The sequence below is a fragment of the Klebsiella sp. KTE92 genome (assembly GCF_000398905.1).
In the GTDB taxonomy this organism is placed as follows: domain Bacteria; phylum Pseudomonadota; class Gammaproteobacteria; order Enterobacterales; family Enterobacteriaceae; genus Klebsiella; species Klebsiella variicola.
On the sequence record NZ_KB976100.1, the window covers coordinates 5,379,872 to 5,403,718 of the forward strand.

17 protein-coding genes, 2 tRNA genes, 2 rRNA genes and 1 riboswitch are annotated in these 23,847 nt (G+C 56.3%); of the genes, 14 read left to right on the top strand and 7 right to left on the bottom strand.

All coding sequences use genetic code 11. The annotated features are described in order from the left end of the window. Positions 1 to 177 precede the first annotated feature (177 nt). The gene (gene metF, locus A1WC_RS00400; protein ID WP_002882952.1) at positions 178 to 1,065 is read left to right on the top strand and encodes a methylenetetrahydrofolate reductase; all 888 of its coding nucleotides are present in this window, start codon (positions 178 to 180) and stop codon (positions 1,063 to 1,065) included. A gap of 89 nt (positions 1,066 to 1,154) precedes the next feature. On the opposite strand, the gene gldA is transcribed toward metF, so the two are convergent. The 3 genes from gldA to A1WC_RS00385 all read right to left on the bottom strand — a co-directional run bounded on the left by gldA (position 1,155) and on the right by A1WC_RS00385 (position 4,119). After that, positions 1,155 to 2,258, bottom strand: a complete 1,104-nt coding sequence (gldA, locus tag A1WC_RS00395; protein ID WP_016162055.1) for a bifunctional L-1,2-propanediol dehydrogenase/glycerol dehydrogenase — start codon at positions 2,256 to 2,258, stop codon at positions 1,155 to 1,157. Between the two features lie 54 nt (positions 2,259 to 2,312). Next, positions 2,313 to 2,975, bottom strand: coding sequence for a fructose-6-phosphate aldolase (gene fsa / locus A1WC_RS00390; protein ID WP_008807861.1), 663 nt, complete (start codon positions 2,973 to 2,975; stop codon positions 2,313 to 2,315). 205 nt (positions 2,976 to 3,180) lie between these two features. Beyond that, positions 3,181 to 4,119, bottom strand: coding sequence for an AraC family transcriptional regulator (locus A1WC_RS00385; RefSeq protein WP_224224654.1), 939 nt, complete (start codon positions 4,117 to 4,119; stop codon positions 3,181 to 3,183). 72 nt (positions 4,120 to 4,191) lie between these two features. Between A1WC_RS00385 and zinT the strand changes: the two genes are divergently transcribed. Next, on the top strand, positions 4,192 to 4,842 hold the full coding sequence (zinT, locus tag A1WC_RS00380; RefSeq protein ID WP_008807859.1) for a metal-binding protein ZinT: 651 nt from the start codon (positions 4,192 to 4,194) through the stop codon (positions 4,840 to 4,842). A gap of 48 nt (positions 4,843 to 4,890) precedes the next feature. Here the strand turns inward: zinT and ppc are convergent, their stop codons facing one another. Both ppc and argE read right to left on the bottom strand, forming a co-directional pair. After that, positions 4,891 to 7,542: a phosphoenolpyruvate carboxylase gene (gene ppc, locus A1WC_RS00375; protein ID WP_008807858.1), complete on the bottom strand. Its 2,652-nt coding sequence runs from the start codon at positions 7,540 to 7,542 to the stop codon at positions 4,891 to 4,893. Between the two features lie 258 nt (positions 7,543 to 7,800). Next, a complete protein-coding gene (argE, locus tag A1WC_RS00370) occupies positions 7,801 to 8,952 on the bottom strand; it encodes an acetylornithine deacetylase (RefSeq protein WP_012969211.1) in 1,152 nt (383 codons plus the stop codon). 113 nt (positions 8,953 to 9,065) lie between these two features. On the opposite strand from argE, the gene argC reads away from it, so the two are divergent. The 4 genes from argC to oxyR all read left to right on the top strand — a co-directional run bounded on the left by argC (position 9,066) and on the right by oxyR (position 13,502). Beyond that, a complete protein-coding gene (gene argC, locus A1WC_RS00365) occupies positions 9,066 to 10,070 on the top strand; it encodes an N-acetyl-gamma-glutamyl-phosphate reductase (protein ID WP_008807856.1) in 1,005 nt (334 codons plus the stop codon). A 6-nt stretch (positions 10,071 to 10,076) separates the two neighbouring features. Next, positions 10,077 to 10,853 carry an acetylglutamate kinase gene (gene argB, locus A1WC_RS00360; RefSeq protein ID WP_089503845.1) on the top strand — a complete coding sequence of 259 codons (777 nt, stop codon included), beginning with the start codon at positions 10,077 to 10,079 and terminating at the stop codon, positions 10,851 to 10,853. Between the two features lie 98 nt (positions 10,854 to 10,951). Next, positions 10,952 to 12,325, top strand: a complete 1,374-nt coding sequence (gene argH / locus A1WC_RS00355) for an argininosuccinate lyase (RefSeq protein ID WP_016162058.1) — start codon at positions 10,952 to 10,954, stop codon at positions 12,323 to 12,325. Between the two features lie 259 nt (positions 12,326 to 12,584). Beyond that, on the top strand, positions 12,585 to 13,502 hold the full coding sequence (gene oxyR, locus A1WC_RS00350) for a DNA-binding transcriptional regulator OxyR (RefSeq protein ID WP_008807853.1): 918 nt from the start codon (positions 12,585 to 12,587) through the stop codon (positions 13,500 to 13,502). Here the strand turns inward: oxyR and sthA are convergent. After that, positions 13,485 to 14,885: a Si-specific NAD(P)(+) transhydrogenase gene (sthA, locus tag A1WC_RS00345; RefSeq protein WP_008807852.1), complete on the bottom strand. Its 1,401-nt coding sequence runs from the start codon at positions 14,883 to 14,885 to the stop codon at positions 13,485 to 13,487. The genes oxyR and sthA overlap by 18 nt on opposite strands. A 196-nt stretch (positions 14,886 to 15,081) precedes the next feature. Between sthA and fabR the strand changes: the two genes are divergently transcribed. Together fabR and A1WC_RS00335 are read left to right on the top strand one after the other, a co-directional pair. Beyond that, a complete protein-coding gene (gene fabR, locus A1WC_RS00340; protein WP_004151856.1) occupies positions 15,082 to 15,717 on the top strand; it encodes an HTH-type transcriptional repressor FabR in 636 nt (211 codons plus the stop codon). Between the two features lie 15 nt (positions 15,718 to 15,732). Beyond that, positions 15,733 to 16,092: a YijD family membrane protein gene (locus tag A1WC_RS00335; RefSeq protein ID WP_004203691.1), complete on the top strand. Its 360-nt coding sequence runs from the start codon at positions 15,733 to 15,735 to the stop codon at positions 16,090 to 16,092. A 54-nt stretch (positions 16,093 to 16,146) separates the two neighbouring features. Here A1WC_RS00335 and trmA read toward each other — a convergent pair whose 3' ends face one another. Next, positions 16,147 to 17,247 (bottom strand): tRNA (uridine(54)-C5)-methyltransferase TrmA, encoded by a 1,101-nt coding sequence (trmA, locus tag A1WC_RS00330; RefSeq protein WP_016162059.1) that lies wholly within the window; start codon positions 17,245 to 17,247, stop codon positions 16,147 to 16,149. A gap of 114 nt (positions 17,248 to 17,361) precedes the next feature. Then, a riboswitch (cobalamin riboswitch) is annotated at positions 17,362 to 17,549 on the top strand. A gap of 64 nt (positions 17,550 to 17,613) precedes the next feature. On the opposite strand from trmA, the gene btuB reads away from it, so the two are divergent. The 6 genes from btuB to A1WC_RS0125430 form a co-directional block, all read left to right on the top strand. Continuing rightward, positions 17,614 to 19,452: a TonB-dependent vitamin B12 receptor BtuB gene (gene btuB / locus A1WC_RS00325; protein WP_012969208.1), complete on the top strand. Its 1,839-nt coding sequence runs from the start codon at positions 17,614 to 17,616 to the stop codon at positions 19,450 to 19,452. Continuing rightward, on the top strand, positions 19,397 to 20,248 hold the full coding sequence (gene murI / locus A1WC_RS00320; protein ID WP_008807849.1) for a glutamate racemase: 852 nt from the start codon (positions 19,397 to 19,399) through the stop codon (positions 20,246 to 20,248). Before btuB ends, murI begins: the two co-directional genes overlap by 56 nt. A 397-nt stretch (positions 20,249 to 20,645) precedes the next feature. Beyond that, a 16S ribosomal RNA gene (locus tag A1WC_RS00315) occupies positions 20,646 to 22,185 on the top strand. A 71-nt stretch (positions 22,186 to 22,256) separates the two neighbouring features. After that, positions 22,257 to 22,333: transfer RNA gene (locus tag A1WC_RS00310), tRNA-Ile, on the top strand. Positions 22,334 to 22,439: 106 nt separating this feature from the next. Then, positions 22,440 to 22,515, top strand: a tRNA-Ala gene (locus tag A1WC_RS00305). 165 nt (positions 22,516 to 22,680) lie between these two features. Further along, positions 22,681 to 23,847: ribosomal RNA gene (locus A1WC_RS0125430) — 23S ribosomal RNA — on the top strand; the annotation flags it as partial.

Consider the following 23,847-nt stretch of genomic DNA (forward strand, 5'->3'; position numbering starts at 1 on the left):
TCGGCGGGCAAAACGCCGGAAGATGAATTTTTTTCATTTTAGAGGCCTATTCCTCACTCTTTACGCAGATTTTTCTATTGACGCCCGCGCGCTTTTCCGTCATTTTTACATCTGGACGTCTAAACGTATAGAAGTTCGCAATATAACAGCCATTACATGCGATTGATGAGGTAAGGTATGAGCTTTTTTCACGCCAATCAGCGGGAAGCCCTGAATCAGAGCCTGGCGGAAGTCCAGGGCCAGATTAATGTGTCTTTTGAATTCTTTCCGCCGCGCACCAGTGAAATGGAGCAAACCCTGTGGAAATCCATCGATCGCCTGAGCAGTCTGAAACCGAAGTTTGTTTCGGTAACCTATGGCGCGAACTCTGGCGAGCGCGATCGCACGCACAGCATCATCAAAGGCATTAAAGAGCGAACCGGTCTGGAAGCCGCGCCGCACCTGACCTGTATCGATGCCTCTCGTGATGAGCTGCGTACTATCGCTCAGGATTACTGGAACAACGGTATTCGCCATATCGTCGCCCTGCGCGGCGACCTGCCGCCGGGCAGCGGTAAACCGGATATGTATGCCGCCGATCTGGTGACGCTGCTGAAAGAGGTGGGCGATTTCGATATCTCTGTCGCCGCGTATCCGGAAGTGCATCCGGAAGCGAAAAGCGCACAGGCGGATTTGCTGAACCTGAAGCGTAAAGTCGAGGCGGGCGCCAACCGCGCGATCACCCAGTTCTTCTTCGATGTGGAAAGCTACCTGCGTTTTCGCGATCGCTGCGTTTCGGCGGGCATCGACGTGGAAATCATTCCGGGTATCCTGCCGGTCTCCAACTTTAAACAGGCGAAAAAGTTTGCGGATATGACCAACGTCCGTATCCCGGTGTGGATGTCGAAAATGTTCGAAGGGCTGGATAACGACGCCGAAACCCGTCAGCTGGTGGGGGCGAATATCGCCATGGACATGGTGAAGATTTTAAGCCGGGAAGGGGTAAAAGACTTCCACTTCTACACCCTGAACCGCGCCGAGATGAGCTACGCCATCTGCCATACGCTGGGCGTGCGTCCGGCCTGAGTGCTTGCCGTTTCCGCGGTCAGTAGGCGGCGCGTTCGACAGATAGACATAAAAAAACACCCGGCTGATGCCGGGTGTTTTGCTCTGGGTTATTCCCATTCCTGCAGGAAGCGCTGGCCGTATTGGTCGGCCACCAACAGCGCGGCGTAGACCTGGTCTGAATCGACGCCGCCCGGCATATTGTGAATGGTTTCGCCTTCAGCGCAGGCGGCTTCCGCCACCAGGCGCATTTTGGTCGGGATATCACCTTTGATATCCAGCTGCGCCAGGGTGATCGGCAGCCCAACGCTGTGGCACAGCGCGGCGACGGTCTCTATTTCGTCCACCGGCGCATTTTCCAGCACCAGCTGCGTCAGGGTACCGAACGCCACTTTTTCCCCGTGATAATAGTGGTGGGCGTCAGGGATGGCCGTCATGCCGTTATGAATCGCGTGCGCCGCCGCCAGACCGCCGCTTTCAAAGCCGACGCCGCTCAGGTAGGTGTTGGCTTCCACCACTCGCTCCAGCGCCGGGGTGACCACGTGCTGTTCGGCGGCCAGCATCGCTTTTTCACCCTCTTCAAGTAAGGTGTTGTAGCACAGCTCGGCCAGCGCCAGCGCCGCCTGAGTGCATTTCCCGCCCGCCATGGTGGTGGCGCCGCTGCGGGAGCAGGCGCGGGCTTCGAACCAGGTGGCCAGCGCATCGCCAATCCCGGCGGCCAGCAGGCGGGCCGGTGCGCCGGCAACAATCTGCGTATCGACAATGACCATGTTGGGGTTGTGCGGCAGCATCAGGTAGCTGTCGAACTCCCCTTCGTCGGTGTAAATCACCGAGAGCGCGCTGCACGGCGCATCGGTGGAGGCGATGGTGGGGGCGATCGCCACCGGCACATTCATAAAGTGAGCCAATGCTTTTGCGGTATCCAGCGTTTTACCACCGCCGATCCCCAGCACGGCGGTGCACTTCGCGCTGCCGGCGATATCGCGCAGGCGATTGATTTCATTATGCGAACACTCGCCGCCAAACGGCGCAATTTCGGCCGCCAGGCCAGCGTCGGCCAGGCTTTTACGCAGCATCTCTTCCGCAAACCCCAGTACGAACTTATCGCCGACTACCAGCCAGCGTTCGGCCAGCGGCTTCAGATAGTCGCCGAGGCGCTTGATGGCGCCTGCGCCCTGAATGTATTTGCCTGGTGATTGAATAATGCGATCCATTTCGATTCCTCCTCGATGACCGTGCTGCCGCCCGCAGGCGACTCTCAGGTCCGGTTACAGGTTCAGCGTGCCAAAGGCGTTATTCCAGTCCTGTTCAAACTTCTCTATGGCTGACTCTACCGCAGGGGTGCCGAGCATTTGTTGCGCTACATCTAATGGAAGGGTGATGGCTTCGCAACCGGCCAGCAGGCAATCCAGCGCCTGACGGGGCGTTTTGAAGCTCGCCGCCAGCACTTTGCTCTCGGGCGCATGCATTTCCAGCAGAGATTGCAGCTCCTGCACCATGCGGATGCCGTCTCCGCCCTGGGCGTCAACGCGGTTAACGTAAGGCGCGACGTACTTTGCGCCGGCCAGTGCGGCCAGCAGGCCTTGCGAAGCGCTGTAGACGGCGGTGCCAAGAGTCGGGATGCCTTCCTTCTTCAGCATTTTGATAGCGGCGAGGCCTTCGGCGGTCACCGGGATTTTGACCACGATGCCCGGCACGGCGTTGCTCAGGCGTTTAGCTTCTTCCACCATGCCCTGCGCATCGCGGCTCATGGTCTGCGCGAAGAGGGTGCCCTCCGGACCGATGGCTTTCTGCAGGCGTGGGAGCACGTCCCATACCGGAGTTTTACCGGCGGCGATAATGCTCGGGTTGGTGGTTACCCCGGCCAACGGGTAGATGCGGGCCAGGCGTTCCACTTCGGCGACGTTGGCGGTATCCAGATAGAGTTCCATCGTGTTTTCCTCAATGCTTAATTCGATATTGGCGTTGAGGTAAGCATACGGCTTTCGTTCGAAGGACCGCCAGATGACAAATTTGCCAAAAACTGGATAAATGTACGCATCACGATTAAGGATGATTTAGATCACATTTATCGGCGATGGTGGGGTTGGGCAGCAATAAAAGCGCGCACAAAAGTCAGGTTTAACACACAAAAATCTAGTTTTTGGCCGGAGAAGATATTTCCGTTAACTGGCTATGATACTGACGGCGGTATTCAGACGGCGAGCGCTCGGTGGTTTTGCGAAACAGGCGGCAGAAATAATTGCTGTCGGCGAAGCCGCAGGCGTGGGCGATATCTTTCACTTTCATATCGTGGCCCTTCAGCAGCATACGGGCCTGTTCAAGACGAATATGGTTCAGATATTCATTGAAGCCCATTGGCCCGCATTTCTGGAACAGGTGAGAAAGATAGTTGGGGGAGAGATAGAACGCCTGGGCCACCGATTCCCGGCTCAGCGGCTCTGCATAATGGGCGTCCATGTACTGGCGGATCGCCTCAAACAGCGCCTGGCTGCGCGAGGAGGTTTGCGCCTGGCTGCCGAGAAGGTCATGGCAGTGGCTGAGCAGGCTGACGACAATGCTGCGGGCGGTTCGCTGCTCCTGCGGCTGCATCCGGAGCTCATTGAGCGCCTGCAGCAGAAATGAACCGACGCGCGGCCCGCGGCGCAGCGCCTGCCGCTTTTCGACAACGGTTATCGCCTTGCCATTCCAGTGCTGCAGCGAGCACTCCAGTCGCTGCTTATCGAACAGGATACTTAACAGCAGGCAGGGCGCCTGCCACTGCGGGCAGTTCCAGCTATCGCCAGGGATATAGAGCACGTCGTTCGCCTCAAGAGGGCTGGCGTTTTCGCCGAGTGCCCGGTCGGGCAACTGCCCATTGAGGATGATGTTCAGACGGGGAAAATCAACCTGCACTACCGGCTCAGCAGGCGAACGCATCTCGTCGGCAAAATAGACCCGGCCGATACCATTCTGCTTTTTTAGGAATGAATCAATAAGTTGATCGATATCGTTGTCCATCATTCTTCCGTTCAGCGCATCACCTCTTTCATCATACCGGACATTTTTCCAGCGGTAAAAGCGCTTGCCAGTCACGCTTGCTTCTCAGATAAGATATGTTATATCGTAACAATTTGTCGCCATTGATAGCAAACTCAGGAGAGAGTAATGACCAGAAAGATCCCCCTGCTGGCCTTTGGATTCGGCATGGCGTTAGCCAGCGCCCAGGCGTTTGCCCACGGCAATCATAACCATGGCCCGGCGTTAACCGACATCGAGCGTCAGGCCAGCGAAGGCATTTTTGCCGATAAAAATGTGCAGGACCGCGCGCTGAGCGACTGGGAGGGCGTCTGGCAGTCGGTAAACCCGTATCTGCTCAATGGCGACCTCGATCCGGTGCTGGAGCAGAAGGCGAAAAAGCCCGGCGGCAAGAGCGTCGAGGAGTATCGCGCTTATTATAAGAAGGGCTACGCCACCGATGTGGAGCAGATTGGCATTGAAAATGATGTGATTGAGTTCCACGTTGGCGAGACCGTCAACAGCTGCAAATACCGCTATTCAGGCTACAAAATTCTGCATTACGCCTCCGGCAAGAAGGGCGTACGTTACCTGTTTGAGTGCCAGCAGGGCGATGCCAACGCGCCGAAATTTGTGCAGTTCAGCGACCATATTATTGGCCCGCGTAAATCGCAGCATTTCCATATTTTCATGGGCAATGAATCACAGGAGGCGTTGCTGAAAGAGATGGATAACTGGCCGACCTATTATCCATATGCGCTGCATAAAGAGCAGATCGTTGATGAGATGCTGCACCACTAGAACAGGTGAAAATCCCCCGACCGGGCGGCCGGGGGAGAGAGGCTTCGATTAGCCGGTGTTACGCATACCGGCGGCAACGCCGGCGATGGTGACCATCAGCGCTTGTTCAACGCGCGGATCCGGGTCCTTGCCTGCTTCTTCGGCCTGGCGTGAACGGTGCAGCAGTTCCGCCTGCAGGACGTTCAGCGGGTCGGTATAGATATTACGCAGCTGGATAGACTCGGCGATCCACGGCAGGTCGGCCATCAGATGGGAGTCATTGGCGATGGCCAACACGACGTTGATGTCGGCAGCCAGCAGCTTACGCAGCTCGGTACCCAGCGCCCACAGCTCCGGCTTCACCAGGCGCTGATCGTAGTACTCCGCCAGCCACAGGTCGGCCTTCGAGTAAACCATCTCCAGCATGCCAAGGCGGGTGGAGAAGAACGGCCAGTCGCGACACATCGCTTCCAGTTCACTCTGTTTTCCACCTTCGACCACCTTCTGCAGCGCGGCGCCAGCGCCCAGCCAGGCCGGTAGCATCAGGCGGTTCTGGGTCCAGGCGAAGATCCACGGAATGGCGCGCAGCGACTCGACGCCGCCGGTCGGGCGACGTTTTGCCGGACGCGAACCCAGCGGCAGTTTGCCCAGCTCCTGCTCCGGAGTCGCAGAGCGGAAGTAAGGCACGAAATCTTTGTTTTCACGTACGTAGCCGCGATACATCTTGCAGGAGACGTCGGACAGCTCAGCCATGATGTCGCGCCATTCGGCTTTCGGTTCCGGCGGCGGCAGCAGGTTGGCTTCCAGAATGGCGCTGGTATACAGCGACAGACTGCTGATGGTCACTTCCGGCAGGCCGTACTTAAAGCGGATCATCTCGCCCTGCTCGGTGACGCGCAGGCCGCCTTTCAGGCTTCCCGGCGGCTGCGAGAGCAGCGCCGCGTGGGCTGGCGCGCCGCCGCGGCCGATGGAACCGCCGCGTCCGTGGAACAGCGTCAGTTCGATACCGGCTTTCTCACAGGTTTTGATCAGCGCGTCCTGCGCCTGGTACTGCGCCCAGGAGGCGGCCATCACGCCAGCATCTTTGGCGGAGTCAGAATAGCCAATCATGACCATCTGCTTGCCCTGGATAAAGCCGCGGTACCAGTCGATATTCAGCAGCTGAGTCATGACATCGTTGGCGTTGTTCAGGTCGTCCAGCGTTTCGAACAGCGGGGCCACCGGCAGAGCAAAACCAATCCCGGCCTCTTTCAGCAGCAGATGAACCGCCAGCACGTCGGACGGCGTTTTGGCCATCGAGATCACGTAGGCGGCGATCGATCCGCGCGGCGCCTCGGCGATCACTTTGCAGGTATCGAGGACTTCGCGCGTCTCTTCGCTTGGCTCCCACTGACGCGGCAGCAACGGACGTTTGGAGTTCAGTTCGCGGATCAGGAAAGCCTGTTTGTCGGCTTCTGACCAGCTTTCGTAATCGCCGATCCCGAGGTAACGGGTCATTTCGCCCAGCGCTTCGGTATGGCGAGTGCTTTCCTGACGGATATCAATACGCACCAGTGGTACGCCGAAAGACTTCACGCGGCGCAGGGTGTCGAGCAGTTCGCCGTTGGCGATAATGCCCATGCCGCAGGCCTGCAGCGATTTATAGCAGGCGTACAGCGGTTCCCACAGCTGCTCGTTCTGAGTGATCAGTCCCGCCGGTTTCGGCAGCTTCTGACCTTTCAGGCGCGCTTCCAGCCAGGCCTGGGTCTCCATCAGCTGAGTGCGCAGTTTCTTCATCAGATAACGGTACGGTTCCTGAGCACCCTCGGCGCCAGCCAGCGCGCGAAGTTCGTCGGTACACTCCACCATCGACAGCTCGGAGATCAGCACCTGCACGTCTTTGAGGAACAGATCGGTGGCTTTCCAGCGGCTGAGCAGCAGCACGTGGCGAGTGATGTCGGCGGTCACGTTCGGGTTGCCGTCGCGGTCGCCGCCCATCCACGAGGTGAAACGCACCGGGACGAAGTCCACCGGTAGCTGATAGCCAAGGTTGGCTTCCAGCTGTTCGTTCAGCTCGCGCAGATAGTTAGGCACCCCTTCCCACAGGCTGTTTTCCACCACCGCGAAGCCCCATTTGGCTTCGTCGACCGGAGACGGGCGGTATTTACGGATCTCGTCAGTATGCCAGGACTGGGCGATCAGCTGGCGCAGACGGCGCATCAGCTGATGGTGCTCGTAGTCGGCGATGTCTTTATTGTCCAGTTGCTTGAGGCAGCTGTTCACTTCCACCATTTTATGGATCAGCGTCCGGCGGGTGATCTCGGTCGGGTGGGCGGTTAATACCAGCTCCAGAGACAGAGATTCCACCGCTTTTTTGATGGTGTCTTCGTTGAGATTGGGTTGGTCTTTGAGCTTTCTCAGGGTACGCGCAATGACTTCCGGATTGCTGGCCGCTTCGCCATTCGGCGAAATGCTGTGGTACTGCTCAGCGGTGTTCGCCAGATTCAGAAACTGGCTGAAGGCACGGGCAACCGGCAGCAGTTCGTCGTTAGACAAATTCTGCAGCGTGGTCAGCAACTCCTGGCGGTTAGCTTCGTTGCCGGCGCGTGAAGATTTGGACAACTTACGGATAGTTTCGACACGATCAAGAATATTTTCTCCCAATGCATCCTTGATGGTATCGCCCAGCACCTTGCCGAGCATACTGACATTACTACGCAATGCGGAATATTGTTCGTTCATGTTACCCCAGACACCCCATCTCATTTTATTTTGTTATATCCGCTGCGCTGGAACGTGAGCAACGGATAAGCAACCCGTCTTTTATAAAGCCACGTAAATACCCCCACGTCAATTACTGCGAAATCGCTTCAGCAAACGAGTAAATCGCCGTAATTTGCGAAATTTAATTCAGGGGGCGCTGGATAAGCATCGCTTATGGAAATGTGACGATCGTCACCGTTCCGCCCCGGGAGAACGGGGCGGAAAAAGAGGGCGATTTTAGTGCCAGCAGAAGTGGTGGACGACCTGGCTAATCAGCTCCCGGGTCGGCTTGATAAAGCGCGTCTCCAGATACTCGTCAGGCTGATGGGCCTGGTTGATGGAGCCTGGGCCAAGAACCAGCGTCGGACACAGCGTCTGGATAAACGGCGCTTCGGTGCAGTAGTTCACCACGTCGGTCTGCGCGCCGAGCAGTTTCTCAACCACCTGGACCAGCTTATGGTCCGGCGGGCATTCGTAGCCGGGGATCGGCGGATGCAGCTCTGAGACCGTCAGGCGGCCCGGCCAGCGCTCACTGACGGGTGCCAGCGCTTCGCCCAACAGACCATTAAGATCGTTGAGGGTCATCCCCGGCAGCGGGCGGATATCCATATGCAGTTCGCAGCAGGCGCAGATACGGTTTGAGGCATCGCCGCCATGGATAGCGCCCAGGTTAAGGGTCGGGTAAGGGACCGTGAACGCCTCGAAGTGGTAGCGCTCTTTTAGCAGATCGCGCAGCTGCATAATGCGGCCGATGGCGTCGTGCATAAGCTCAATCGCGTTAACTCCGCGTGCCGGATCGCTGGAGTGGCCGGACTGGCCCTGAATACGGATCGCGTTGGACATATGTCCTTTGTGGGCGCGGATCGGCTGCAGGGAGGTGGGCTCGCCGATGATGGCGCAGTCCGGGCGCAGCTGGGTGGTTTCGGCAAAATAGCGCGCGCCGGCCATGCTGGTCTCTTCGTCGGCGGTGGCCAGAATATACAGCGGTTTTTTCAGCGTGGTGACGTCGACATCGCGCAGGGCGTCGAGAATAAAGGCGAAGAAGCCTTTCATGTCAGCCGTGCCGAGGCCGTAGAGCTTGTTATCGTGTTCGGTGAGGGTGAACGGATCCCGCGTCCAGCGGCCATCATCGAATGGCACGGTATCGGTATGCCCGGCGAGCAGCAGGCCGCCGGCGCCGTGTCCGGTGCTGGCCAGCAGGTTGAATTTATGGCGCGTATCCGGCACCGGCTGTATCTCAACATTGAAGCCGAGATCGCGGAACCAGCCTGCCAGCAAATTGATTAAAGACTCATTGCTTTGATCGAGAGCCTCTTCGGTCGCGCTGATGGACGGTGTGGCGATCAACGCGCGGTAAATCTCGATAAAGGGCGGTAAATTGTTTTTCATTGTTGACACACCTTGGGTCGTGATAGTATCAATATTCATGCATTTATTGTGAATAAAAATACAATATCGTTGAGCGTAAGAAAACCCATCGAATGTAAGGAGATGCGCTTCCAATGTTAAATACGCTGATTGTGGGTGCCAGTGGTTATGCCGGCGCAGAGCTGGTGACCTATATCAATCGTCATCCGCATATGAACATAACCGCTTTGACGGTCTCCGCGCAAAGCAATGATGCGGGAAAATTAATTTCCGACCTGCATCCGCAGCTCAAAGGCATTGTCGATATGCCGCTGCAGCCGATGTCCGATATCAGCGAATTCAGCGCTGGCGTGGACGTGGTGTTTCTCGCCACCGCGCACGAAGTGAGTCACGACCTGGCGCCGCAGTTCCTTGCCGCCGGCTGCGTGGTGTTCGATCTTTCCGGTGCCTTCCGCGTTAACGATGGGGCGTTCTACGAAAAATATTACGGTTTCACTCATCAACATCCCGACCTGCTCAAACAGGCGGTGTATGGTCTGGCGGAGTGGAGCGCGGATGCGCTTAAAGAAGCGCAGTTAATCGCGGTGCCTGGCTGCTATCCGACGGCGGCGCAGCTGTCGCTGAAGCCGCTGATTGAGGCCAATCTGCTGGATCTGAACCAGTGGCCGGTGATCAACGCCACCAGCGGGGTGAGCGGCGCGGGTCGTAAAGCCGCGATCGGCAATAGCTTCTGTGAAGTGAGCCTGCAGCCATACGGCATATTTAACCATCGCCATCAGCCGGAGATTGCCAGCCACCTCGGGGCAAAGGTGATTTTTACCCCGCACCTGGGTAATTTTAAGCGCGGCATCCTTGAAACCATTACCTGCCGCCTGAAGCCGGGCGTTGGCCACGCGCAGATCGCAGCGGTTTACCAGAAAGCTTACGCCGATAAACCGCTGGTACGTTTATATGATAAAGGCGTACCCGCATTGAAAAGCGTCGAGGGTCTGCCATTCTGTGATATCGGTTTTGCCGTGCAGGACGACCATCTCATCGTCGTCGCGGCTGAAGATAACCTGCTGAAAGGCGCCGCAGCGCAGGCAGTGCAGTGCGCGAATATTCGTTTCGGCTTCGCTGAGACGCAGTCTCTTATTTAAGGTGTGATGATGAACCCATTAATTATCAAACTCGGCGGCGTATTACTCGATAGCGAAGAGGCGCTGGAGCGCCTGTTTACCGCGCTGGTTAACTACCGTGAAGCGCACCAGCGCCCGCTGATTATCGTCCATGGCGGCGGCTGCGTGGTGGATGAGCTGATGAAGCAGCTTAATCTGCCGGTGAAAAAGAAAAATGGCCTGCGGGTTACGCCTGCCGATCAGATTGACATCATTACCGGCGCGCTGGCGGGAACCGCCAACAAAACGCTGCTGGCATGGGCGAAAAAACATGGTATTTCCTCGGTAGGCCTGTTCCTCGGCGATGGCGATAGCGTGAAGGTCACGCAGCTGGATGCCGAGCTGGGCCATGTCGGGCTGGCGCAGCCGGGCTCCCCGGCGCTGATCAACATCCTGCTGGCGGGCGGTTACCTGCCGGTGGTGAGCTCTATCGGGGTGACCGATGAAGGCCAGCTGATGAACGTCAATGCTGACCAGGCGGCGACAGCGCTGGCGGCCACCCTGGGGGCGGATCTGATCCTGCTGTCTGATGTCAGCGGTATCCTCGACGGTAAAGGACAGCGCATTGCCGAGATGACCGCCGAGAAAGCGGAGCAGCTGATCGAGCAGGGCATTATCACTGACGGCATGATTGTTAAAGTGAATGCGGCCCTTGACGCCGCACGTGCCCTGGGCCGTCCGGTGGATATCGCCTCCTGGCGTCACGCCGAGCAGCTGCCAGCGTTATTTAACGGCACGCCGATCGGCACACGTATTCTGGCTTAAGATTTCATGCCCGGCGGCGCGTCGTCTGCCGGGCTTACAGACTGTAGGCCGGGCGGCACAATGCCGCCGGCAGAACTAACGAATAAAGGAAGCATGTTATGGCACTTTGGGGCGGGCGTTTTACACAGGCAGCAGATCAACGGTTCAAACAGTTCAACGACTCGTTGCGCTTCGACTATCGTCTGGCGGAGCAGGATATCGTTGGCTCTGTCGCCTGGTCGAAAGCGCTGGTAACGGTCGGCGTACTGAGTGCCGCTGAACAGCAGCAGCTGGAAGAAGCGCTGAACGTGCTGCTGGAAGAGGTGCGCGCCAATCCGCAGCAAATCCTCGCCAGCGATGCCGAAGATATTCACAGCTGGGTGGAAGGCAAGCTGATCGATAAAGTGGGCCAGCTGGGCAAGAAACTGCACACCGGGCGCAGCCGTAACGACCAGGTCGCCACCGACCTTAAACTATGGTGCAAAGATACCGTTGTCGAACTGCTGTCGGCGAACCGCCAGCTGCAGAGCGCGCTGGTGGAGACTGCCCAGCATAACCAGGACGCGGTGATGCCGGGGTACACTCACCTGCAGCGTGCCCAGCCGGTGACGTTCGCACACTGGTGTCTGGCCTACGTTGAAATGCTGGCGCGTGACGAAAGCCGCCTGCAGGACGCGCTGAAGCGCCTCGACGTTAGCCCGCTGGGCTGCGGCGCGCTGGCGGGGACGGCGTATGAAATCGACCGCGAGCAGCTGGCCGGCTGGCTGGGCTTTGCCTCTGCCACCCGCAACAGCCTCGACAGCGTTTCCGATCGCGACCATGTGCTGGAGCTGCTTTCCGATGCGTCTATCGGCATGGTGCATCTGTCGCGCTTTGCTGAAGATCTGATTTTCTTTAACTCCGGCGAGGCGAACTTCGTCGAACTTTCTGATCGCGTGACCTCCGGCTCCTCGCTGATGCCGCAGAAGAAAAACCCGGACGCGCTGGAATTAATTCGTGGTAAATGCGGCCGCGTGCAGGGCGCGTTGACCGGCATGATGATGACGCTGAAAGGCCTGCCGCTGGCCTACAACAAAGACATGCAGGAAGATAAAGAGGGGCTTTTCGACGCTCTGGATACCTGGCTCGACTGTCTGCATATGGCGACCCTGGTGCTGGATGGCATCCAGGTGAAGCGCCCGCGCTGTGCGGAAGCGGCGCAGCAGGGCTATGCCAACGCCACAGAACTGGCAGATTATCTGGTGGCAAGAGGCGTTCCGTTCCGTGAAGCGCACCATATTGTTGGTGAGGCGGTAGTCGAAGCCATTGCGCAAGGGAAACCGCTGGAAGCGCTGCCCCTGGTCGATCTGCAGAAATTCAGTCCGGTCATCGCAGACGATGTTTATCCGATTCTGTCTCTGCAGTCCTGCCTCGATAAACGCGCAGCGAAAGGCGGCGTTTCGCCGCAGCAGGTGGCGCAGGCTATCAGCGACGCGAAAGCGCGCCTGAGCTAATTCTCTGGCATCCGCCTCTCTGAACCCGGCCGAGCCTGATGACGCCGGGTTTTTTATGCAAAAAAAAAGCGGACACAAGGTCCGCAAAAGTTCACGTTGGCTTTAGTTGTTCGGGTAGAGAAACAGTGTGACGGGCCAATGATTTTCACAGGTATACCGTCTCTATGGGCGTATTATTGAACAGAAAGCTTGATAGGGATAATCGTTCGTTGCTATGCTATCTATCGCCATGGACTATCGTGGCGATGGAGGATGAATAATGAATATTCGCGATCTTGAATACCTGGTAGCGCTCGCCGAACACCGCCACTTCCGGCGGGCGGCTGACTCATGCCACGTGAGCCAACCGACGCTCAGCGGACAGATCCGCAAGCTCGAGGATGAACTTGGCGTCATGCTGCTGGAGCGCACCAGCCGTAAGGTTCTGTTTACCCAGGCGGGGCTGTTGCTGGTGGATCAGGCGCGTACCGTGTTACGCGAAGTAAAAGTGCTCAAGGAGATGGCAAGCCAACAAGGGGAAACCATGTCCGGGCCGTTGCATATCGGCTTGATCCCGACAATTGGCCCGTACCTGCTGCCGCAAATCATTCCGATGCTGCACCAAACTTTTCCGAAACTGGAAATGTACCTGCACGAAGCGCAGACCCATCAGCTGCTGGCCCAGCTCGACAGCGGTAAGCTCGACTGCGCCATTCTGGCGCTGGTCAAAGAGAGCGAGGCCTTTATCGAGGTGCCGCTGTTTGATGAGCCGATGATGCTGGCTATCTATGAGGATCACCCGTGGGCGAACCGCGACCGGGTGCCGATGTCGGATCTGGCTGGTGAAAAGCTGCTGATGCTGGAGGATGGCCACTGTCTGCGCGATCAGGCGATGGGCTTTTGCTTTGAAGCGGGAGCGGATGAAGATACCCACTTCCGGGCGACCAGTCTGGAAACGCTACGCAATATGGTGGCGGCAGGCAGCGGCATTACCTTGCTGCCTGCGCTGGCGGTACCGCAGGAAAGAAAACGCGATGGCGTGGTCTATCTGCCGTGCATTAAGCCAGAGCCAAGACGAACCATCGGCCTGGTTTACCGTCCCGGCTCCCCGCTGCGCAGCCGCTATGAACATCTGGCGGAGGCCATCCGCGGTACGATGGATGGCCATTTCGACAAGGCGTTAAAACAGGCGGTTTAAGCCGTTCAGCGCGGCGACCCGATACGCTTCCGCCATGGTCGGGTAGTTAAAGGTGGTGTTGACGAAGTACTCAATGGTGTTACCACCACCTTTCTGCTCCATGATCGCCTGGCCGATGTGAATGATTTCGGCTGCGCGTTCGCCAAAGCAGTGAATGCCGAGGATCTCCTTGGTCTCCCGATGGAACAGGATCTTCAGGGTTCCCACGCTCATGCCAACGATTTGCGCCCGCGCCAGGTGTTTAAACTGGGCGCGACCCACCTCATACGGCACTTTCATCGCCGTCAGCTGCTGCTCGGTTTTCCCGACGGAGCTGATTTCCGGAATGGTGTAGATCCCGGTTGGGATATCTTCAATCAGATGCGCTGAAGCTTCGCCTTTCACCAGCGCCTGGGCGGCAATGCGCCCTTGATCGTAAGCGGCAGAAGCCAGGCTTGGATAGCCGATGACATCGCCAACCGCATAAATGTGCGGGAGGGCGGTCTGGTACATGCTGTTGACCTTCAGCTGGCCGCGGCTGTCAGTCTGCAGACCGATGTTTTCCAGCGCCAGGGTGTCGGTATTGCCGGTGCGGCCGTTGGCGTACAGCAGGCAATCGGCCTTCAGCTTTTTGCCGGACTTCAGGTGCATGATCACGCCGTCATCCACCCCCTCAATTTTCTCATACTCCTCATTGTGGCGAATGACCACGCCGCTGTTCCAGAAGTGATAAGAGAGCGAGTCTGACATCTCCTGATCGAGGAAGGCCAGCAGACGATCGCGGGTGTTGATCAGATCGACCTTCACCTCCATGCCGCGGAAGATCGAGGCGTATTCACAACCGATCACCCCGGCGCCGTAAATGATCACGTGGCGCGGCTCATGCTGCAGGCTGAGAATCGAATCGCTGTCATAGATGCGTGGGTGGTGGAAATCGACATCGGCCGGATGATAGGGGCGTGACCCGCAGGCGATAACGAATTTCTCCGCAGTCACCGTCTCGACCGTGCCGTCATGGCATTCCAGCGCCAGAGTATGTTCATCAACGAAGTGCGCATTGCCCTGCAGAATTTCACAGTGGTTGCGCTCATAGAATCCCTGGCGCATATGAGTCTGCTGGTTGATGACGCTGTCGGCATGGTTGAGGATGTCGGCGAAAGAAGAGCGAAGAAGGCGGGAGTGGTCGCTGTAGAGGGGGTTTTGGTTAAACTCGATAATACGGCTGACGGCATGGCGGAGGGCTTTCGACGGGATGGTGCCCCAGTGGGTGCAACCGCCGCCGACATTATGGTAGCGCTCAATGACGGCAACGCGTACTCCCTGTTTCACCAGTCCCATGGCGGCGCCTTCGCCGCCAGGACCGGAACCAATCACTATTGCATCATAATCCCAAGAGTGTGACATGGCATTACTCACCTGTTTTATACATAAAATAAACACGATGATAACATTCGCTGCGCTTTAACCCAATTATCGTTGTGCTTTTTTGCGGCATAAAAGCAGAAACGGCTCGTAAACAATCATTCACAATCCAGTGCAAACCGATTAGTTTTAATCTCTGGTATAGTGCCAGCAGGGCTATTGGAAGGATTCATACATCGTGATGGGCGTAAGAGCACAACAAAAAGAAAAAACCCGCCGTTCGCTGGTGGAAGCAGCATTCAGCCAACTTAGCGCTGAGCGGAGTTTCGCCAGCCTGAGCTTGCGCGAAGTGGCGCGGGAAGCTGGGATCGCGCCGACGTCCTTTTATCGTCATTTTCGCGATGTCGATGAGTTAGGCCTGACGATGGTCGATGAGAGCGGACTGATGCTGCGCCAGCTGATGCGCCAGGCGCGCCAGAGAATTGCTAAAGGCGGCAGCGTGATCCGTACCTCGGTCTCCACCTTTATGGAGTTTATCGGTAACAACCCGAACGCCTTCCGCTTGCTGTTGCGAGAGCGCTCGGGAACCTCTGCGGCGTTTCGCGCCGCCGTCGCGCGCGAGATCCAGCACTTTATCGCGGAACTCGCCGACTATTTAGAACTCGAAAACCATATGCCGCGCGCCTTCACCGAAGCGCAGGCTGAAGCTATGGTCACCATCGTCTTTAGCGCTGGCGCGGAAGCGCTGGATGTCGGCCCTGAACAGCGCCGGCAGCTGGAAGAACGGTTGGTGCTGCAGCTCAGAATGATCTCGAAAGGCGCGTATTACTGGTATCGCCGTGAACAAGAAAAAATGTCACATCATTCCGAATAACGTGAAGGACGAGCAATGAAACACTCAGTTCAAGATAAAGGTACGCTGCTGCTGGCGCTGATTGCCGGGTTATCCATTAATGGCGCCTTTGCGGCGCTGTTCAGTTCGATAGTTCCGTTTTCCGTCTTCCCGATTTTATCCCTGCTGCTGACGGTCTACTGTCTGCATCAGCGCTATCAGAATCGCAGTATGCCCGTTGGGCTTCCGGGCCTGGCCGCCGCCTTTTTTATTCTCGGGGTACTGTTGTACAGCACCGTCGTGCGTGCGGAGTACCCGGATATCGGCTCTAACTTCTTCCCGGCCGTTCTGTCCGTCGCGATGGTCTTCTGGATCGGCTACAAGATGCGTAACCGCAAAAATACGGCAGCCGAGTAAGCCGCCAGTGGTGTAAAAAAAACCGGCAATATGACATTGCCGGTTTTTTTGGGCCTATTTCCGGGTCAGCAGAACGCCGCATTCCATATGATGGGTGTACGGGAACTGGTCGAACAGCGCCAGCCGGGTGACGTTGTGCGTCTGGCTTAACGTCTCCAGATTGCGGCACAGCGTTTCCGGGTTGCACGAAATGTACAGAATGCGCGGATAGGCCTGCACCATTTTTTCCGTTTCGCTGTCCAGTCCGCTGCGCGGCGGATCGACGAAAATGGTCTCGCACTGATAGCTCTGCAGATCGATACCCTGCAGCCGGTTGAACTCCCGCACGCCATTCATCGCCTGAGTAAACTCTTCCGCCGCCATGCGGATAATCTGCACGTTGTCGATATGGTTAGCGGCGATGTTGTACTGCGCCGCAGCCACCGACGGTTTGGCGATTTCGGTGGCCAGCACGCGATCAAAATTACGCGCCAGCGCCAGCGAGAAGTTACCGTTGCCGCAGTACAATTCCAGCAGGTCACCGGTCGCCTCTTTGGTGACATCCAGCGCCCACTCCAGCATCTGAATGTTCATGGCTGCGTTCGGCTGGGTAAAACTGTTTTCCACCTGACGGTAGATCATCTCTCGACCGCCAACCGGCAGGCGTTCATCTATATAGTCCTGATCGAGCTCGATTTTGGTTTTGGTCGCCCGTCCAATCAGATGCACATTGAGTCCCTGGGCTCGCAGGGCGTCACGCAGCGCCTCCGCTTGCTCACGCCAGGCATCATCGAGTTTTTTGTGATACAGCAGCGAGACGACCGCCTGGTTGCTGAGGGTGGTCAGATAGTCAATCTGGAACAGCTTATGGCGCAGCACGGGATTGTTGCGCACGCCCTCCAGCATGGCGGTCATCAACTGATTGATAAGCGCGCTGGCGGCCGGAAAGCTGTCAACGCGAATCCGCGACCGGGTCTGCTGGTCGAAAATAATATGGTACAGATCGTCGCCATCGTGCCACAGACGGAACTCGGCGCGCATCCGGTAGTGGCTGACCGGCGAACGAAACACTTCCGGAACCGGCGCGGCAAAAGGCGCCATCATGGTTTGCAAACGGACGACTTTTTCTGCCAGCTGCGCTTCGTATTGTTCGGTAGGAAGGTGTTCGGGGGTCATGATGCATCCTGAATAAAATAAGTACGCGGGGATTGTAGGGAAAGCGCCGGGGATGTCCAGCCTCGAATGTGGCGGGAAATATAATTAGCAGTCTGGACATCTATATGATTCTAATTGTAGCATTCGCCTACCGGTCCTGTGAGTTAAAAGGGAACCCAGTGGAAATCTGGGGCTGACGCGCAGCGGTAAGGAAGGTGAGAAATGAGCGCACTCGGTGCAGACACTGCGGCTAGCCGTGGGAAGTCATTATTTCTTGAAACAGCCTCCAAGCCCGAAGACCTGCCGGAATACGTCGCACTGGGTTTTATCGTCGCGAGCAACTGATAAAACCAGCGGCATCCTTTTTCTGTTTCGGATGCTTTTACAATGATTAAAAAAGCTTCGCTGATGACGGCTTTATCCGTCACGGCATTTTCCGGCTGGGCGCAGGATAGCAATTCAGATACGTTAGTGGTGACAGCAAACCGTTTTCAACAGCCGGTCAATACCGTGCTGGCGCCGACCGACATTGTGACGCGCGATGATATCGACCGCTGGCAGTCCAAAGATTTAAACGATGTCATGCGTCGTCTTCCTGGGGTCGATATTGCCCGCAACGGCGGCATGGGGCAGAGCGCTTCGCTGTATGTTCGGGGGACGGAGGCTCGTCACGTGCTGGTGCTGATCGACGGTGTGCCGATGGCGCGTCCGGGGATCTCCAATGGCGTAGATATCAGTCAGATCCCTATCTCGCTGGTCCAGCGGGTGGAATACATCCGTGGCCCGCGCTCCGCAGTCTACGGCTCCGGAGCGATCGGTGGGGTGGTGAACATTATCACCATGACCGACGCTGAGCGTTCGCAAATTAACGCCGGCGCGGGGACGAACGGCTACCAGTCCTATGATGGCGCCTTTAACAAGCGGTTTGGCGATACGCTGGTTACCGCTGCCGGCGCCTATCAGACCACCAAAGGATTTAACGTTCAGCCAAACTCCTCTTATAGTGGCGACAGCGATCGCGACGGCTACCGCAATAAAATGCTGTGGGGCGGGGTACAGCATCAGTTCGATGACAACTTCTCAGGTTTCTTCCGCGGCTATGGTTATTCCGCCAACGCTGACTATGACCAGGGCAACTGGGGCTACGCAGGCGGAAACGATGAAGATCAGTCTTATACTCAGTCCTGGGATACCGGTCTGCACTACCACTCCGGGATTTACTCCTCTCAGTTGATTGCTAACTATCAGCGCATCAAAGATTACAACTACAGCAGCGACGCTGGCCGCTATGCCGCGGGCACCACCCTGGATGATATGGAACAGCGCTATATCCAGTGGGGAAATAATGTTGTGGTAGGCCATGGGGCAGTGAGCGGCGGCGTTGACTGGAAACAAGAGAAGCTGAAATCCAGCGGAACGACCAGTACCGACGTGTATAAGCGTGACACCACCGGTCTTTATCTGACTGGGCAGCAGCAGATTGATAGCGTGACGCTGGAAGCTTCCGGCCGCGAGGATCATGACGAGCAGTTTGGCTGGCACGGAACCTGGCAGACGGCGGCAGGCTGGGAATTTATCGACGGTTATCGGACAACGCTCTCGTACGGTACAGGATTCCTCGCCCCCTCCCTTGGGCAGCAGTATGGCGCAGAGCGTTTTGGCATCGCCTCTAACCCGAACCTGAAACCCGAGGAGTCGAAGCAATGGGAAGCGGGCCTCGAAGGGTTAACGGGGCCGCTCGACTGGCGCCTCTCCGCGTATCGCTATGAGATTCAGAACCTCATCGATTACGACAACAACGCCTATTACAACGTCAAGTCTGCGACGATCAAGGGGCTGGAGTGGACGGGAAATGTCACCACCGGGCCGGTGGAGCATCATCTAACGCTGCAGTATGTTGACCCTCGCGATGACGAAACCAACAAGATCCTCTATCGCCGGGCGAAGCAGCAGGTGAAATACGAGCTGAACGGTCAGGTCTACGATCTGGGGTGGGATGTGACGTATCACTACATCGGCAAGCGTTACGATTATGACTACGACAACTCGCGTACCGTCAATATGGGTGGGTTGAGCCTCTGGGATGTCGGTTTATCGTATCCCGTCACCTCACACCTGACAGTTCGTGGTAAAATAGCCAATCTGTTCGATAAAGATTACGAGACAGTTTATGGCTACCAATCTGCAGGACGGGAATACACCTTGTCTGGCAGCTACACCTTCTGATCCACGTCCCACCGTGCTGGTGTTTGATTCCGGCGTCGGTGGGTTGTCGGTTTATAATGAGATTCGGCAGCTGCTGCCGAATCTGCATTACATCTATGCTTTTGATAACGTCGCTTTCCCGTACGGTGAGAAGAGCGAGGAGTTTATCGTTGAGCGCGTTGTGGAAATCGTGACTGCCGTTCAGCAACGCTATCCACTGGCGCTGGCGGTCATCGCCTGTAACACCGCCAGTACCGTCTCACTGCCTGCCCTGCGTGAAAAGTTCGCTTTCCCCGTCGTTGGCGTGGTGCCGGCGATCAAGCCCGCCGCCCGCTTAACGGCGAACGGTATTGTTGGCCTGCTGGCGACGCGCGGTACCGTTAAGCGTCCTTATACCCGTGAGCTGATTGACCGCTTTGCCAATGAATGTCGGATTGAGATGCTGGGGTCGGCGGAGCTGGTGGAGCTGGCGGAAGCGAAGCTGCATGGCGAGCCTGTGCCGTTAGAAGAGCTGCGCCGTATCCTGCGCCCGTGGCTGCGGATGCAGGAGCCGCCGGATACGGTGGTGCTGGGCTGCACCCACTTTCCTCTTTTACAGGAGGAGCTGCAGCGCGTTCTGCCGGAGGGCACGCGGCTTATCGATTCTGGCGCGGCGATTGCCCGCCGCACCGCCTGGCTGTTAGAGCATGAAGCGCCGGATGCGAAGTCCAGTGACGAGAATAAAGCATTCTGCATGGCGCTGACGGCAGAAACAGAACAACTTTTACCCGTTCTGCATCGCTATGGTTTCCCAACGCTGGAAAAATTACCGCTTTAAGGGCGTTTTGCACAAAAAAGAGACGGTTGAATAATTTTTTGAAAACAGGGCTTGTCAACGTCTCAGAACTCCCTATAATGCGCCTCCACTGACACGGAACAACGGCAAGCAAGCCGCCGGGTCAACAGGGTTTCGGCGATGAAGTTCAGCGCTGAAAACCGACAGAGAAAAGCAAAAATAAGCGCTTGACTCTGCATGAGGAAAACGTATTATACGGGACCTCGCAACGGTGAGCTGAAAGCCACGTTGCAACTGCTCTTTAACAATTTATCAGACAATCTGTGTGGGCACTCAAAGTGACATGGATTCTTAATGTCTTCGGACAAAAAATGAATACCAAGTCTCTGAGTGAACATACGTAATTCATTACGAAGTTTAATTCACGAGCATCAAACTTAAATTGAAGAGTTTGATCATGGCTCAGATTGAACGCTGGCGGCAGGCCTAACACATGCAAGTCGAGCGGTAGCACAGAGAGCTTGCTCTCGGGTGACGAGCGGCGGACGGGTGAGTAATGTCTGGGAAACTGCCTGATGGAGGGGGATAACTACTGGAAACGGTAGCTAATACCGCATAACGTCGCAAGACCAAAGTGGGGGACCTTCGGGCCTCATGCCATCAGATGTGCCCAGATGGGATTAGCTGGTAGGTGGGGTAACGGCTCACCTAGGCGACGATCCCTAGCTGGTCTGAGAGGATGACCAGCCACACTGGAACTGAGACACGGTCCAGACTCCTACGGGAGGCAGCAGTGGGGAATATTGCACAATGGGCGCAAGCCTGATGCAGCCATGCCGCGTGTGTGAAGAAGGCCTTCGGGTTGTAAAGCACTTTCAGCGGGGAGGAAGGCGGTGAGGTTAATAACCTTGTCGATTGACGTTACCCGCAGAAGAAGCACCGGCTAACTCCGTGCCAGCAGCCGCGGTAATACGGAGGGTGCAAGCGTTAATCGGAATTACTGGGCGTAAAGCGCACGCAGGCGGTCTGTCAAGTCGGATGTGAAATCCCCGGGCTCAACCTGGGAACTGCATTCGAAACTGGCAGGCTAGAGTCTTGTAGAGGGGGGTAGAATTCCAGGTGTAGCGGTGAAATGCGTAGAGATCTGGAGGAATACCGGTGGCGAAGGCGGCCCCCTGGACAAAGACTGACGCTCAGGTGCGAAAGCGTGGGGAGCAAACAGGATTAGATACCCTGGTAGTCCACGCTGTAAACGATGTCGATTTGGAGGTTGTGCCCTTGAGGCGTGGCTTCCGGAGCTAACGCGTTAAATCGACCGCCTGGGGAGTACGGCCGCAAGGTTAAAACTCAAATGAATTGACGGGGGCCCGCACAAGCGGTGGAGCATGTGGTTTAATTCGATGCAACGCGAAGAACCTTACCTGGTCTTGACATCCACAGAACTTTCCAGAGATGGATTGGTGCCTTCGGGAACTGTGAGACAGGTGCTGCATGGCTGTCGTCAGCTCGTGTTGTGAAATGTTGGGTTAAGTCCCGCAACGAGCGCAACCCTTATCCTTTGTTGCCAGCGGTTAGGCCGGGAACTCAAAGGAGACTGCCAGTGATAAACTGGAGGAAGGTGGGGATGACGTCAAGTCATCATGGCCCTTACGACCAGGGCTACACACGTGCTACAATGGCATATACAAAGAGAAGCGACCTCGCGAGAGCAAGCGGACCTCATAAAGTATGTCGTAGTCCGGATTGGAGTCTGCAACTCGACTCCATGAAGTCGGAATCGCTAGTAATCGTAGATCAGAATGCTACGGTGAATACGTTCCCGGGCCTTGTACACACCGCCCGTCACACCATGGGAGTGGGTTGCAAAAGAAGTAGGTAGCTTAACCTTCGGGAGGGCGCTTACCACTTTGTGATTCATGACTGGGGTGAAGTCGTAACAAGGTAACCGTAGGGGAACCTGCGGTTGGATCACCTCCTTACCTTAAAGAACCTGCCTTTGTAGTGCTCACACAGATTGTCTGATGAAAATAGAGCAGTAAGTAATCTCTGCAGGCTTGTAGCTCAGGTGGTTAGAGCGCACCCCTGATAAGGGTGAGGTCGGTGGTTCAAGTCCACTCAGGCCTACCAAATTCGCTCTCGTGCTTTGTTGTGGCAAAGCTCGCATACTTCAGTATGCTTCGCTTCACCACGCCGCGCCCGAAAACGAATTAAGGTTAAAAGAGATTCATTCGATGGGGCTATAGCTCAGCTGGGAGAGCGCCTGCTTTGCACGCAGGAGGTCTGCGGTTCGATCCCGCATAGCTCCACCATCTTTACTGCAAACACAAGAAAACTTCAGAGTGAACCTGAAAAGGTGCACTGCGAAGTTTTGCTCTTTAAAAATCTGGATCAAGCTGAAAATTGAAACGACACACTGTTTATGTGTGTTCGAGTCTCTCAAATTTTCGCAATCTGAAGACATCTTCGGGTTGTGAGGTTAAGCGACTAAGCGTACACGGTGGATGCCCTGGCAGTCAGAGGCGATGAAGGACGTGCTAATCTGCGAAAAGCGTCGGTAAGGTGATATGAACCGTTATAGCCGGCGATGTCCGAATGGGGAAACCCAGTGTGATTCGTTGCACTATCGTTAACTGAATACATAGGTTAACGAGGCGAACCGGGGGAACTGAAACATCTAAGTACCCCGAGGAAAAGAAATCAACCGAGATTCCCCCAGTAGCGGCGAGCGAACGGGGAGCAGCCCAGAGTCTGAATCAGCTTGTGTGTTAGTGGAACGGTCTGGAAAGTCCGACGGTACAGGGTGATAGTCCCGTACACCAAAATGCACAGGTTGTGAACTCGAAGAGTAGGGCGGGACACGTGGTATCCTGTCTGAATATGGGGGGACCATCCTCCAAGGCTAAATACTCCTGACTGACCGATAGTGAACCAGTACCGTGAGGGAAAGGCGAAAAGAACCCCGGCGAGGGGAGTGAAAAAGAACCTGAAACCGTGTACGTACAAGCAGTGGGAGCACCTTCGGGTGTGACTGCGTACCTTTTGTATAATGGGTCAGCGACTTATATTCTGTAGCAAGGTTAACCGTATAGGGGAGCCGCAGGGAAACCGAGTCTTAACTGGGCGTTAAGTTGCAGGGTATAGACCCGAAACCCGGTGATCTAGCCATGGGCAGGTTGAAGGTTGGGTAACACTAACTGGAGGACCGAACCGACTAATGTTGAAAAATTAGCGGATGACTTGTGGCTGGGGGTGAAAGGCCAATCAAACCGGGAGATAGCTGGTTCTCCCCGAAAGCTATTTAGGTAGCGCCTCGTGAATTCATCTTCGGGGGTAGAGCACTGTTTCGGCTAGGGGGTCATCCCGACTTACCAACCCGATGCAAACTACGAATACCGAAGAATGTTATCACGGGAGACACACGGCGGGTGCTAACGTCCGTCGTGAAGAGGGAAACAACCCAGACCGCCAGCTAAGGTCCCAAAGTCATGGTTAAGTGGGAAACGATGTGGGAAGGCACAGACAGCCAGGATGTTGGCTTAGAAGCAGCCATCATTTAAAGAAAGCGTAATAGCTCACTGGTCGAGTCGGCCTGCGCGGAAGATGTAACGGGGCTAAACCATGCACCGAAGCTGCGGCAGCGA

Bases quoted from the DNA above. Each gene is read 5' to 3' on its own strand.
- metF (WP_002882952.1), top strand. From the start codon at position 178: ATGAGCTTTTTTCACGCCAATCAGCGGGAAGCCCTGAATCAGAGCCTG.
- gldA (WP_016162055.1), bottom strand. From the start codon at position 2,258: ATGGATCGCATTATTCAATCACCAGGCAAATACATTCAGGGCGCAGGC.
- fsa (WP_008807861.1), bottom strand. From the start codon at position 2,975: ATGGAACTCTATCTGGATACCGCCAACGTCGCCGAAGTGGAACGCCTG.
- zinT (WP_008807859.1), top strand. From the start codon at position 4,192: ATGACCAGAAAGATCCCCCTGCTGGCCTTTGGATTCGGCATGGCGTTA.
- ppc (WP_008807858.1), bottom strand. From the start codon at position 7,542: ATGAACGAACAATATTCCGCATTGCGTAGTAATGTCAGTATGCTCGGC.
- argE (WP_012969211.1), bottom strand. From the start codon at position 8,952: ATGAAAAACAATTTACCGCCCTTTATCGAGATTTACCGCGCGTTGATC.
- argC (WP_008807856.1), top strand. From the start codon at position 9,066: ATGTTAAATACGCTGATTGTGGGTGCCAGTGGTTATGCCGGCGCAGAG.
- argB (WP_089503845.1), top strand. From the start codon at position 10,077: ATGATGAACCCATTAATTATCAAACTCGGCGGCGTATTACTCGATAGC.
- argH (WP_016162058.1), top strand. From the start codon at position 10,952: ATGGCACTTTGGGGCGGGCGTTTTACACAGGCAGCAGATCAACGGTTC.
- oxyR (WP_008807853.1), top strand. From the start codon at position 12,585: ATGAATATTCGCGATCTTGAATACCTGGTAGCGCTCGCCGAACACCGC.
- sthA (WP_008807852.1), bottom strand. From the start codon at position 14,885: ATGTCACACTCTTGGGATTATGATGCAATAGTGATTGGTTCCGGTCCT.
- A1WC_RS00335 (WP_004203691.1), top strand. From the start codon at position 15,733: ATGAAACACTCAGTTCAAGATAAAGGTACGCTGCTGCTGGCGCTGATT.
- trmA (WP_016162059.1), bottom strand. From the start codon at position 17,247: ATGACCCCCGAACACCTTCCTACCGAACAATACGAAGCGCAGCTGGCA.
- btuB (WP_012969208.1), top strand. From the start codon at position 17,614: ATGATTAAAAAAGCTTCGCTGATGACGGCTTTATCCGTCACGGCATTT.
- murI (WP_008807849.1), top strand. From the start codon at position 19,397: ATGGCTACCAATCTGCAGGACGGGAATACACCTTGTCTGGCAGCTACA.